The following is an 11,927-nucleotide window of genomic DNA, read 5'->3' on the forward strand; positions in this document are numbered from 1 at the left end:
GGGCGATGGAGGTTGCAGGAAGGTGACCGCACTCGGGTATGCCGTGGGAGGTGGGCGTGTGGCCCTGGGTATGCCCGGGCGCGGCTCAGGCGGAGGTGGGCTCGCCGCCGAGCAGGCAGGTGCGGGGGAGGCCGGCGGCGAGGGCGAGGCGTGCGGACTCGGGGCTGCGGGCGACGTAGAGCGCCTGGCCGTTGATCTGGGCGACCCGCTCGTGCAGCGTCGTCATGGTGCCGGCGTCGATGACGACCCGGCCCTGCTCCGGCGGCAGGAAGGTCTCCTCGCCGAAGGTGCCGCCGCGGTTCGTAAGCGCCACCGTCGTGACGTCCACCGGTCGCTGGGCCATCGCCTCGGCCAGCAGGCGCAGGGTGCCCGCACCCTGGCCGGTGGGCTCGCCGCCGTCCACCGGCACCGCGAAGCGCACCTCCTCGCCCGACTCCTTGACCTCCTGCAGGACCCAGCGGGCCGAGCGCTCGCGGGTCATGACGGCATACGTCAGCGCGGGCTGGTCGTCCACGCGCGCCTCGGCCGCGACGACCAGCGCCTGCGGGTCCACCCCGACGGCCAGGCTGGTGGCGGCCGACATCGTGGCCTCGATCCGGGGCGTGGAGACGATCGCCACGACCCGGTCGTTCCGGACCGCGACGATCGTGGGGAACATCGGCTGCGGCGTCGACGTCCCAGTCCGTGAACGCCTCAGCAGATCGGTCACCGGAGGAGCGACGAGGGTCATGATGTCAGCGACGAGCACGCCGCTCAGGATGTCACACGGGTGGTGCTCCGCCCCGGGGCGGACCACGAGGGAGGCATGATGGCGTCCATGAGGAATGGCAAGCAGGTGCCGTGGTTCGGGATCATCGTCGTCGTCATCCTGCTCAACATCGTCGCCGACCTCGACATCCCCCTCGTGCCGATCATCATCGGCGCGGTCATCTTCAGCATGGTCACCGGCTCGCGCCGCTCCCGGTCGGTCGGCGGCGGGCAGAGCACCCGTCCCGCCCCGACCCCGCAGGACACCAGCACCGAGCAGGGTCTGCCGCGGATCGACGTCCCGCAGTTCCCGGGCGAGACCCCGCCCCCGCCGCTGCCCGGCCAGCGCAGCACGACCGGACCGTCGCAACCCCAGCCACCGCCGGCCCAGCCCTCACCGCAGCCCGCCTCGGCGCAGGGTGCGGCATACCCCTCGAGCACCTCGACCGACCCCGTCGTCTCACTCGGCCAGCTCCACCTCGGCCGCCTCGCGCGCGAGCTCGACACGGCCGCCCGCAGCGGCTCGACCGCCGACGTCACCCGCCTGCTCGGCGAGATTGACGAGATGACCCGTCGCTCGCTGATGATGCTCGACGGCGCCAGCGGCGTCCCGGGCAGCGGGCGCAAGGAGTTCGAGGCGGGGCTGCGCCGGCTGGAGCGGGAGGTCTCGGCGGCACGCGGGGAGCAGCCGCCCGACGGCAAGGTAGCGCGCGTGGTCCAGACGTGCAGCGCGCTCGGGCAGACCGGGCGGTATGCCTGAGCCCACCGGCTCGGCTTACCCGGCGGCGGCGAGGATCGTCGATAGGCCACACTGGCCTGCATGAGTGAGTCCTTCGACGCCGTCGACATCATCCGCACCAAGCGCGACCGGGGCGAGCTGAGCCCCGAGCAGATCGCGTGGGTGATCGACGCGTATACCCGGGAGGTCGTCGCCGACGAGCAGATGGCGGCCCTGGCCATGGCGATCCTGCTCAACGGCATGGACCGCCGGGAGATCGGCGACTGGACCAGCGCCATGATCGCCTCGGGGGAGCGGATGGACTTCTCCTCGCTGTCCCGGCCGACGGCCGACAAGCACTCGACCGGTGGTGTCGGCGACAAGATCACGCTGCCGCTGGCGCCGCTGGTCGCGGCATGCGGCGTCGCCGTGCCGCAGCTGTCCGGGCGGGGCCTGGGCCACACCGGCGGCACGCTGGACAAGCTGGAGGCCATCCCCGGCTGGCGGGCGGCGCTGTCCAACGAGCAGATGCTGGACCAGCTCGAGGACGTCGGTGCCGTCATCTGCGCGGCGGGGTCCGGCCTGGCCCCGGCGGACAAGCGGCTCTACGCCCTGCGCGACGTGACCGGGACCGTCGAGGCGATCCCGCTCATCGCCTCCTCGATCATGAGCAAGAAGATCGCCGAGGGCACCGGCACGCTCGTGCTGGACGTCAAGGTCGGGTCCGGGGCCTTCATGAAGACCCAAGAAGACGCGCGCGAGCTCGCCGAGACGATGGTGGCGCTGGGGCAGGACGCCGGCGTGCACACCGTCGCCCTGCTCACCGACATGTCGACCCCGCTCGGGCTGACCGCCGGCAACGGCGTCGAGGTCGCCGAGTCGGTCGAGGTGCTCGCCGGCGGCGGCCCGCAGGACGTCGTCGACCTCACCGTGGCACTGGCCCGGGAGATGCTCGAGGGCGCCGGCGTCACCGACGTCGACCCCGCGGACGCGCTCGCCGACGGCCGCGCCATGGACGTCTGGCGGCGGATGATCGAGGCCCAGGGTGGCGACCCGGACGCCCCGATGCCGGAGGCGAAGGAGAGCCAGGAGGTCCTCGCGGACGCCGACGGGGTGCTCACCCGGCTGGACGCGCTCGCCGTGGGTGTCGCCGCGTGGCGGCTCGGGGCCGGACGTGCCCGCAAGGAGGACCCGGTGCAGGCCGCCGCCGGCGTCGTCATGCATGCCAAGCCCGGCGACGAGGTGAGGAAGGGTCAGCCGCTCCTGACCCTGCACACTGACGAGGCGCAGCGGCTCGGCCGGGCCACCGAGGCGCTGGAGGGCGCCTGGGCCATCGGCACCGCCTACCAGGTCGAGACCGCCGACAGCATCGTCATCGACCGCGTGAGCTGACCCGCCGCCCGGTCACTCCGACCGGAGGCACGGTATGCACGGACCGGCCGCGGTATGCACGCGCTGGCCGCGGTCGGTCGATCCACGTGCGCGGTCGGTCGACCCGACCGCGCGGTCAGTAACCCTCCCCCTCGGTGCCGGGAGCGTCGGCGCCCGGCTCGGGCACGACCAGCGTCCCCTCCTCCTCGCGCTCGCGCGCTCCCGCGAGCAGGGCTTCGGTGGAGGAGGTCCCGATCCGGGTGACGCCTTCGGCGACCATCGCCAGCAGGGTGTCGATGTCGCGGACCCCGCCCGAGGCCTTCACCTGCATCGTGTCCGGGATCGTGGCCCGCATGAGCCGCACGTCCGGCAACGTCGCGCCACCGCCGGCGAAGCCGGTCGAGGTCTTGACGAAATCCGCCCCCGCGTCCTCGCTCGCCCGGCAGGCCGCCTCCTTCTGCGCCTCGTCGAGCAGGGCGGTCTCGAAGATGACCTTCACCAGGACTCCGGCCGCGTGGCCGGTCTCGACGACCGCGGCGATGTCCTGCTTGACCGCCTCGACGTCACCACCGCGCAACCGCCCGATGTTGAGCACCATGTCCAGCTCGGTCGCGCCGTCGGCCAGCGCCTGGCGCGACTCAGCCACCTTCGCGGCGGTCGAGGTGGTGCCGTGCGGGAAGCCGATGACCGTGCATACCCGGGTCTGGTGCCCCTCGACCGCCTGCAGCGCCAGCCGGACGTCCGAGGGCCGGACGCACACCGACCAGATCTCGTCCTGGGCCAGCTCGCGGCAGGTCTGCTCGACCTCCTGCGGCGTGAGCTCGGGCTTGAGCAGCGCGTGGTCGATGAGGTCGGCGACGTCCTGCGCGGTCAGGCTGGTCCCGGGGGCGATGATGTGCGACATGACCACCACTCTAGGATCACTGCTATGCCGACGATGCTGCGGCCGGTCCGGGTGCCCGGGACCGGGGAGAAGCTGATCCAGGAGCTGGCCGGTTCCGCGAGCACCGGGCACGACGGTGTCTCGGTCGCGCGGATGACCGCCCCGGCGGGGTGGGACGAGCCGGGCCAGCGGCCCGAGTTCGACGAGGTGACCTACGTCCTGGCCGGTCACCTCGTGGTCGAGCACGAGGACGGTCAGATCGACGTCGGCGCGGGGGAGTGCGTGCTGACCCGCGCCGGGGAGTGGGTGCGCTACTCGGTCGGACCCGGCGGCGCGGAATACCTCGCCGTCTGCGCCCCCGCCTTCACCCCCGAGCGGGCGCACCGCGATGAGTGAGCTGGGCGCCGAGCAGATCCGCGCGCTGCCGAAGGTGCTGCTCCACGACCACCTCGACGGCGGCGTGCGCCCGGCGACGGTGCTCGAGCTGGCGCAGGAGCAGGGGTATGCCGCGCTCCCGGCCGACGACGTGGTGTCCCTGTCGGCGTGGTTCGCCGAGTCCGCGGACAGCGGCTCCCTGGTGCGCTACCTCGAGACCTTCGCGCATACCGTCGGGGTGATGCAGACGGCAGACGCGCTGCGGCGCACGGCCCGCGAGTGCGTCCTGGACCTGGCGGCGGACGGCGTGGTCTACGCCGAGGTCAGGTATGCCCCCGAGCAGCACCTCGAGGGGGGCCTGGGTCTCGACGAGGTCGTGGCGGCGGTCAACGAGGGGCTCCGTGACGGCGAGCGCGAGGTGGCGCAGGGTGAGGCGGAGGCACCGGCCGGACGCATCCGGGTGCGCGCGATGCTCACCGCGATGCGCCACGCCGCCCGCAGCCAGGAGATCGCCGAGCTCGCGGTGCGCTACCGCGACGACGAGGTGTGCGGCTTCGACATCGCCGGGGCCGAGGACGGCTTCCCGCCCACCCGGCACCTGGGTGCCTTCGAGTTCCTGCGCCAGGCCAACGCGCACTTCACCATCCACGCCGGCGAGGCCTTCGGGCTGGCCAGCATCTGGGAGGCGATCCAGTGGTGCGGCGCCGAGCGGCTCGGGCACGGCATCCGGATCGTCGACGACATCACCCTGGACGGCTCACCGGTCACCGACGACCTCGCGGCCGCCATCGACCGGGCGCAGGCGGAGCCGGGCGCCTTCGCGCTCGGCGAGCTCGCGGCCTACGTCAGGGACCGGCGGATCCCGCTGGAGATGTGCCCGAGCAGCAACGTGCAGACGGGTGCGGCGCCCTCGATCGAGGAGCACGCGATCCGGCTGCTCGACGCGCTGCGCTTCCGGGTGACGCTCAACACCGACAACCGGCTCATGAGCGCGACCACCATGAGCCGGGAGGCCCACCTGCTCGTCGACCAGGGCGGCTGGGGGTTGACCGAGCTGCGCCGGGTCACCGTCAACGCGATGAAGTCGGCCTTCCTGCCCTTCGACGAGCGGCTCGCGATCATCGAGGACGTGCTCAAGCCCGCCTACGACGGCTGACCGAGCACCCGGGCACGCAGCGCGTCGGCGCGCTCGAGGCGCTCCTCGTCACGCAGCCGTCGCTGCGCCAGGACGCTGCCCATGACCAGCTCCGGGTGGACGCCCGGCGGGGGAGCGGGCGCGACGTGGCCGAGCACCGCGGCATACAGCTCGCTGCCGGTCTGCGCCCGCGCGGCCGGGGTGAGGGTCTGCGCACGGGCGAGGAACTGCCGGGTCGCGACGACGAGGCTGTCGGGCAGGACGCCGATGTCCGCCCCGGCCGCCCAGTCCGCGAGCTCGGGGGCCAGCTGCGGCGGGGTCAGCATCCGCAGCCGGACCCGGTCGTGCACGACGTAGGTGCCCGCCAGGAAGTCGCCCAGCCGCTTGGCCTTCTCGTTGGTCATCGCGGTGATGAGGGCGACGCTGCCGAAGGTCATCCACAGCTCGAAGGTGCCGGCCAGCGCGCGGATGATCGCGTGCCGCAGCCCGATCGGGCCGGTGTCGTCGCGGACGGTCCGCAGCCCCATGACCATCTTGCCGACGGTGCGGCCGCGGGTGAGGCTCTCCAGCGTGATCGGCACCCCGGCCATGACGAGCACCAGGAGCACGATGACGAAGGCCTGCCCGAGCGCGGCGTCCGCGGCGAAGATCTCGACGGGCAGCAACCAGACCAGCAGGAAGGTGGAGACGCCGATGAGGAGGAGGTCGATGAGCCCGGACAGCATGCGCGTCGGGAGCTGCGCGGCGGGGAGCTCGATCTCGACGGCCTCGCTGGTCACGAAGCGCTGCGCCTCGAAGATCCCCCGGGTCGCCATGGGCGCACTCTATCCCTCGCGCGGGCGGCGATGGCCTACGGTGATCCCGTGGACCTGGATGCGCTGGTGGGGCGGCGGCGCGCCGCCTGGGACCGGCTGGACCGGCTCTCCCGGCAGCGTCGGCTGGACGGCGAGGCGGCCGACGCGCTGCTCGACGGCTACCAGCGCGCGGCCACCGACCTCTCGCTCGTGCGCTCCAGCGCCCCCGACGCCACGGTCGTCACGCACCTGTCGACCCTGGTCGCGCGGGCCCGGGCGCGGGCGGCCCGGGTGCCGACGCTGACCTGGGCCGGGATCGGGCGCTTCTTCGCCGAGGACTTGCCGGCCGCGCTCTACCGGCTGCGCTGGTGGTGGGGGATCACCGCGCTCGCCAACGTCGTGGTCGGCCTGGTCCTCGGGTGGTGGCTGGTGCAGAACCCCGTCGTCGAGCAGTCCCTGCTCAGCACCGAGGAGGTCACCGAGCTGGTCAACGTGAGCTTCGAGTCCTACTACTCCGAGAACGCCGCGAGCAGCTTCTCGACGCTCGTGTGGGTCAACAACGCCTGGGTCGCGGCGCGCTGCATCGGTATGGGTGTGCTCGGGGTGCCGGTGATCTGGCTGCTGTGGCAGAACGTGGCCAACGTCGCCGTCATCGGCTCGCTCATGCACCGGCACGGCCGCGCCGAGGTCTTCTGGGGGCTCATCACGCCGCACGGGCTGCTGGAGCTCATGGCGATCTTCGTCGCCGCCGGGGTCGGGCTGCGGCTCTTCTGGGCCTGGGTGGCGCCCGGTCGCCGGACCAGGCTGGCCAACCTGGCCGCCGAGGGCCGCACCGCGGCGGGCGTGGCGATCGGCCTCGTCTTCGTCCTGCTCCTGTCCGGGGTCATCGAGGGTTTCGTCACGCCCTCGCCGCTGCCGACCTGGGCGCGGGTGGGGATCGGGGCCCTCGCCCTGGGGCTCTTCTTCGTGTATGTCTTCACGCTCGGCCGCCGCGCGGCGCTGCGGGGAGCCACGGGTGACGTGGGCCAGGAGCTGCAGGCGGCGACCGCGCCGACCTCGGCCTGACCGACGGAAGGCCCTGCTGCACCACCTGTTCGGGCTCACCGTCGCCTTCCGCGACGGGGCGGCCAAGGTCGAGGGGCCCACGACCGGGACCCCTCCGCAGGTGAGCGAGGGTCCGCTGCCGGAGGGATGGCGCGAGCAGCTGCGAGAGCGGCTGACCGCGCTCGCGCAGGCGTGGTCCGAGGAGTCGGCCTGGGAGGGGATGACCACCGCGGGCGGGGTGACCTTCCCCGCCGAGGTCTGCGGGCTGGTCGCCCTGGACGAGGTCCTGCTGCACGGGTGGGACCTGGCCGCCGCGACCGGGCAGGCATACCCCGTGCCGGACGAGGAGGCCGAGGCGGTGCTGCCGATCGTCACCCCGAGCGGCGACGCGGAGGCCGACTCCGCCTCGCGCGAGGGGATGTTCGGGCCACCCGTCGCCGTGCCCGACGACGCGTCGACCTTCGACCGGGTGCTGGGCTTTTGCGGACGGGAACCTCGCTGGACGCGCCAGGACTGACCCGACCAGACATACCGTGTGTCCCGGACGGAAGGTCTGTCCGGTGGTTGGGGGCGCGGACGGAAGGGGTGTCCGGTCGGGGGGGCGAGGGGTCAGAGGAGGCCCTGGGCCTTGAGCGCCAGGTAGTGGTCGGAGAGCGCGACGGGCAGGTCCTCCGGGGACTCGTCGAGCACGGTCACCCCGAGCTGGTTCAGCGCGAGGGCGGTGCGGTGACGCAACGAGACCGTCTGCTCCGCGGCGGCCGCGGCGTAGGTCTGCTCGACCCGGTCGGTGCCGGTGCGGATCTGCTCCAGCGCGGGGTCGGCGACCGAGGCGACGACGACCCGGTGGTGGGCCGTGAGGCTCGGCAGCACCGGCAGCAGGCCCTCCTCGAGCGCGGCCGGCTCGAGCGGCGTGAGGAGAACGACGAGGGCCCGGCGCCGGGTCAGCGAGGTCACGGCGCCGGCGAGCAGGGACCAGTCGGTCTCCAGCAGCACCGGCTCCAGCGGCGCCATCGCGGTGACGAGCTGGTGCAGCAGGCCCGAGCGCCCGGCGGTCGTGCCCGAGCCGACCCGCGCCCGCAGGCTGCGGTCGCCGGCGAGCAGGTCGACCCGGTCGCCCGCGCGCGAGGCCAGCGCGGCCAGCAGGAGGGCCGCGTCCATGGCGGCGTCCAGCCGCGGTTCGTCGCCGATGCGGGCCGCGCTGGTGCGCGCGGTGTCGAGCACGAGGATGACGCGGCGGTCGCGCTCGGGCTGCCAGGTCCGCACGACGACGTGCTGGCGCCGCGCGGTGGCCCGCCAGTCGATGGAGCGCACGTCGTCGCCCTCGACGTAGTCCCGCAGCGAGTCGAACTCGGTGCCCTGCCCCCGGGTGCGCACCGCTGAACGGCCGTCCAGCTGCCGCAGCTGGGCCAGCTTGGCCGGCAGGTGCCGCCGCGACCGGAAGGGCGGCAGCGAGCGGACCGCGCCGGGCACCGGCGTCGTCCGCTGACGCCCCCCGAGCCCGAGCGGTCCGTGGGTGCGCACGGTCACCCCCACCGCGGGCCGGTCGCCGCGGCGCGTCGGTCGCAGCGAGGTATGCACGCTGCGCCGCTCACCGGCCGGGAGGTCCAGCGGGTGCCGGGTCGGCTCCTGCGCCCCGGCGGAGGGGACCCATGCGTCCCGGAGCACGCCGCGGACCCGGCGCCGGCCAGGGTTGGTGACGGACAGGGTCGTGCTCGTCTCCTCCAGGAGCCGCACCTGGGGCACGGGCGCGCGCTCCAGCCGCAGCGAGCGCGGGGAGGGCGCCACCGCGACGTCGAGGAGCACGAGGAGCGCGACCCCGGTGAGCCACGCCGCCGCCACCGCCCCGGCGGAGTCCGGCCAGAGCACGACCGGCACCAGCCCGAGCAGGGCCAGCACCACGACGGGACCACGGACGACCATGAGGCGGGCCGCTCAGCGGGGGACGGGGACGCTGGAGAGCACCGACTCCAGCACCGAGTCGCTGGTCACGCCCTCGAGCTCGGCCTCCGGCCGCAGGGACACGCGGTGCGCGAGGGTCGCCCGGGCGAGGGCCTTGACGTCGTCCGGCGTGACGAAGTCGCGCCCGGAGAGCCAGGCCCAGGCGCGTGCGGTGCCCATGAGCGCGGTGGCGCCACGGGGGCTGACCCCGAGCTGCAGCGAGGGCGTCTCCCGGGTCGCGCGGGCGAGGTCGACGACATACCCGATGACCTCGGGGGAGACCTGCACGGTCCGCACTGCGGCGGCGGCCGCGGCGAGGTCCTCGGGCGTGGCGACCGGGCGCACGCCGGCGGCGGCCAGGTCGCGCGGGTCGAAGCCCTCGGCGTGCCGCTCGAGCACCGTCGTCTCGTCCTCCCGCGGCGGCAGCGGGAGGGTGACCTTCATGAGGAAGCGGTCGAGCTGGGCCTCGGGGAGCGGGTAGGTGCCCTCGTACTCCACCGGGTTCTGCGTGGCGGCGACGAGGAAGGGCGCTGGCAGCGGCCGGGAGGTGCCGTCCACCGTGACCTGACGCTCCTCCATCGCCTCCAGCAGGGCGGACTGCGTCTTCGGCGGGGTGCGGTTGATCTCGTCGGCGAGCAGCAGGTTGGTGAAGACCGGCCCGGGGCGGAACTCGAACTCCCCGCGGCCGCTGTCGTAGACCATCGACCCGGTGACGTCGCCGGGCATGAGGTCGGGGGTGAACTGCACCCGCTTGGTGTCGATCGACAGGGCGGCGGCGAGCGTGCGCACGAGCAGCGTCTTGGCGACGCCGGGCACGCCCTCGAGCAGGATGTGCCCGCGGGCCAGGAGCGCCACGATGAGCCCGGACACCGCCTGGTCCTGCCCGACCACCGCCTTGCCGACCTCGTCCCGCACGGCGTGCAGCGCGGCGCGGGCGGCCTCGGCGCGCTCCGCCGGGGGCGCGGGCGAGGCGTCGGGCGTGGTCGGGTCGGGCTGGTCGGTCATGGTGTCCTCTCGGGAGTCGTGCGGGGCACTGGAGTGGGTCCTCCGGCGGGACCGGTGGTGGGGACGGAGCGGTCGACGGGGTGTCGCACCTGCTCCTCGAGGTCGTGGATCTCCCGCACCAGGTGGACGAGGGAGTCGTCGTCGGGCAGCGCATCGGAATCGACGAGCAGCCGTCGGACCTGCGCGTCGTCGCCGTGGCTGGCGCCGCTCACCGCGGCCACGAGCGCGGCGGGGTCGCCGGTCCCGGTCGGCACGCCGAGCACGCGCGCGAGCCGGCGCCGCGCCCCGGCCTGCACCGTGCGCGCCGCGTGCTGCCGGTCGTGGGCCTGGTGGTAGAGCCGTCCGCGGCTCAGCGTGGTCTCGGTGGCCCGCACGACCGCGGGCAGCGGCTCGGTGACGACCGCGCCCAGCCGTCGCCCCTGCCACAGCGCCAGCGCCAGGACGCCCCCGGCCACCACCCAGATCGCCGCCGTGAGGTTGCGGGGCAGCACGTCCCACAGCGACGAGGCGGCGTCGAGGCCGGCGTCACCGGGTTGCGGCACCACCCAGAGGAGCCGGTCGCTGGCCCCGAGGGTCCGCAGCGCCAGGGCGGCGTTGGCCTCCTCGGTGATCTGCGCGTTGGTCCAGGTCGGGCCGACCCCGGCGACCACCGTGAGCGGCCGGTCCTGCTCCGCCTCGAGCACGAGCAGCGCTCCCTCGCGCGCCCCGCCGGCGTTGTGGCCGGCCCCGGGCGGGTAGCAGGCCGTCGTCCGCGCCCGGTCCTCGCCGCCCGCGGACAGGAGCACGTCCCAGCCGACGACCCGGTCGCCCTCGCGCACGACGGGGTCGGTGCAGTCGGGGGAGACGGCCAGGCCCGAGCCGCTGCTGGCGTCGAGGTCGAGGCCCAGGACGGCGCCGACGTCGCGCTGGGGGTCGTCGACGAGGACGACGAGGCGGTCGAGCCCGGCCAGGTCGGCGAGCAGGTCCGGCCCGCTCTCCGGCCCGAGGTATGCCGTGTGCGCCAGCAGCACCGACGTGCCCGGACCGACGTCGGCCGGGTCGATCTCGCTGGTGCCGTTGACGACCTCCACGTCGACGCCCTGCGAGCGCAGCACCTCGTAGAGCGCCTGCGCCCCCTGCGGCCCGGGGTTGCTCGGGTGCAGCGGCTCGCCCGAGCGTGGGGTCGTGAGCAGGGCCGCCACCACCACGGCTACGAGGGCGAGGGCCGCCCACGGGGCATACCGGCGCACGGCGCTCACGAGGGCACCGTCGAGCGGGGTGCCGCCCCGAGCTCGGGGCGGGCCTGCCGCAGCTGCTCGTCCAGGGCGAGCACGGCGCGGGCCTGCTCCGTGCCGGCCCGGTGGTCGCCGTAGCGGACCAGGTCGAAGGCGTCGCCCGCCCGGCGCAGGTCCTCGGCGTGCGCGGCGAAGACCGGCGAGAGCTCCTGCGCGACCTCGTGGGCGGTGCGTCCGGGCCGGTCGTCGAGGAGCGTGCGCTCGACCGCCCCGGCGGCGAGGGCGCGGTATCCGTCGAGGACGGCGTCGTCGAGCCGGCCCGCGGCGAGCGCCGCGTGGGCGCTGGTGCGGTAGTCGGCGGCCGTGCGGTGCAGCCCGTCCAGGACCGGACCGACCGTCGCGCCCGGGGCTAGCCGGCCCGCGCGCCACCGGTCGCGGCTCGCCCAGAGCAGGACGGCGACCACTGCGCCCAGCACGAGTCCGAGCACCACCCAGGTCGACCAGGGGGGAAGAGGGCTGAGGTCGGGCAGGTCGGGGAGCCGGTCGGTGAACCACCTCCATGCGCGGGTCAGCCACGGCTCCTGCAGCCGGTAGTCGCCCGACTCCAGCTCCTCGGTCAGCAGCCGGCGGGCCTCGTCGCGGTCCGGGTCCAGGGGCGTGGACCGCGGCAGGACGTGGCCGAGCCACCACGGCGACGACATAC

13 protein-coding genes are annotated in these 11,927 nt (G+C 74.5%); 6 read left to right on the plus strand and 7 right to left on the minus strand.

The annotated features are described in order from the left end of the window. Positions 1-85: 85 nt before the first annotated feature. Complete coding sequence (locus SGUI_RS15805) at positions 86-658, minus strand: hypothetical protein (RefSeq protein WP_066641863.1); 573 nt, start codon at positions 656-658, stop codon at positions 86-88. Between the two features lie 159 nt (positions 659-817). Here SGUI_RS15805 and SGUI_RS15810 point away from each other — a divergent pair, with 159 nt between their 5' ends. Continuing rightward, positions 818-1,507, plus strand: coding sequence for a hypothetical protein (locus SGUI_RS15810; protein WP_157621879.1), 690 nt, complete (start codon positions 818-820; stop codon positions 1,505-1,507). A gap of 60 nt (positions 1,508-1,567) precedes the next feature. Further along, positions 1,568-2,857, plus strand: a complete 1,290-nt coding sequence (locus SGUI_RS15815; protein WP_066641867.1) for a thymidine phosphorylase — start codon at positions 1,568-1,570, stop codon at positions 2,855-2,857. Positions 2,858-2,972: 115 nt separating this feature from the next. On the opposite strand, the gene deoC is transcribed toward SGUI_RS15815, so the two are convergent. Beyond that, on the minus strand, positions 2,973-3,740 hold the full coding sequence (gene deoC, locus SGUI_RS15820) for a deoxyribose-phosphate aldolase (RefSeq protein WP_066643610.1): 768 nt from the start codon (positions 3,738-3,740) through the stop codon (positions 2,973-2,975). Between the two features lie 24 nt (positions 3,741-3,764). Here deoC and SGUI_RS15825 point away from each other — a divergent pair, with 24 nt between their 5' ends. Both SGUI_RS15825 and SGUI_RS15830 read left to right on the plus strand, forming a co-directional pair. Further along, positions 3,765-4,115: a cupin domain-containing protein gene (locus tag SGUI_RS15825; RefSeq protein WP_022924970.1), complete on the plus strand. Its 351-nt coding sequence runs from the start codon at positions 3,765-3,767 to the stop codon at positions 4,113-4,115. Next, on the plus strand, positions 4,108-5,250 hold the full coding sequence (locus SGUI_RS15830; protein ID WP_066641869.1) for an adenosine deaminase: 1,143 nt from the start codon (positions 4,108-4,110) through the stop codon (positions 5,248-5,250). The genes SGUI_RS15825 and SGUI_RS15830 overlap by 8 nt, the downstream gene beginning before the upstream one ends. Here the strand turns inward: SGUI_RS15830 and SGUI_RS15835 are convergent. Beyond that, on the minus strand, positions 5,238-6,044 hold the full coding sequence (locus tag SGUI_RS15835) for an RDD family protein (RefSeq protein WP_066641870.1): 807 nt from the start codon (positions 6,042-6,044) through the stop codon (positions 5,238-5,240). The two genes, SGUI_RS15830 and SGUI_RS15835, sit on opposite strands and share 13 nt — an antisense overlap. A gap of 48 nt (positions 6,045-6,092) precedes the next feature. On the opposite strand from SGUI_RS15835, the gene SGUI_RS15840 reads away from it, so the two are divergent. Further along, positions 6,093-7,088, plus strand: coding sequence for a stage II sporulation protein M (locus SGUI_RS15840; RefSeq protein WP_066641872.1), 996 nt, complete (start codon positions 6,093-6,095; stop codon positions 7,086-7,088). Then, positions 6,994-7,584, plus strand: a complete 591-nt coding sequence (locus tag SGUI_RS15845; RefSeq protein ID WP_083190884.1) for a TIGR03086 family metal-binding protein — start codon at positions 6,994-6,996, stop codon at positions 7,582-7,584. The genes SGUI_RS15840 and SGUI_RS15845 overlap by 95 nt, the downstream gene beginning before the upstream one ends. 92 nt (positions 7,585-7,676) lie before the next feature. Here the strand turns inward: SGUI_RS15845 and SGUI_RS15850 are convergent, their stop codons facing one another. From SGUI_RS15850 to SGUI_RS15865, 4 genes are read right to left on the minus strand one after another with little or no spacing between them, the layout of a single operon-like run. Next, entirely contained in the window at positions 7,677-8,987 is a 1,311-nt protein-coding gene (locus SGUI_RS15850) for a DUF58 domain-containing protein (protein ID WP_066641875.1), read from the minus strand. A 12-nt stretch (positions 8,988-8,999) separates the two neighbouring features. After that, the gene (locus tag SGUI_RS15855) at positions 9,000-10,010 is read right to left on the minus strand and encodes an AAA family ATPase (RefSeq protein WP_066641877.1); all 1,011 of its coding nucleotides are present in this window, start codon (positions 10,008-10,010) and stop codon (positions 9,000-9,002) included. Beyond that, positions 10,007-11,248, minus strand: a complete 1,242-nt coding sequence (locus SGUI_RS15860; protein ID WP_066641879.1) for a DUF4350 domain-containing protein — start codon at positions 11,246-11,248, stop codon at positions 10,007-10,009. Before SGUI_RS15860 ends, SGUI_RS15855 begins: the two co-directional genes overlap by 4 nt. After that, complete coding sequence (locus tag SGUI_RS15865; RefSeq protein ID WP_066641880.1) at positions 11,245-11,925, minus strand: DUF4129 domain-containing protein; 681 nt, start codon at positions 11,923-11,925, stop codon at positions 11,245-11,247. The genes SGUI_RS15860 and SGUI_RS15865 overlap by 4 nt, the downstream gene beginning before the upstream one ends. Positions 11,926-11,927 lie beyond the last annotated feature (2 nt).

The sequence above is a fragment of the Serinicoccus hydrothermalis genome, assembly GCF_001685415.1.
GTDB lineage: Bacteria > Actinomycetota > Actinomycetes > Actinomycetales > Dermatophilaceae > Ornithinicoccus > Ornithinicoccus hydrothermalis.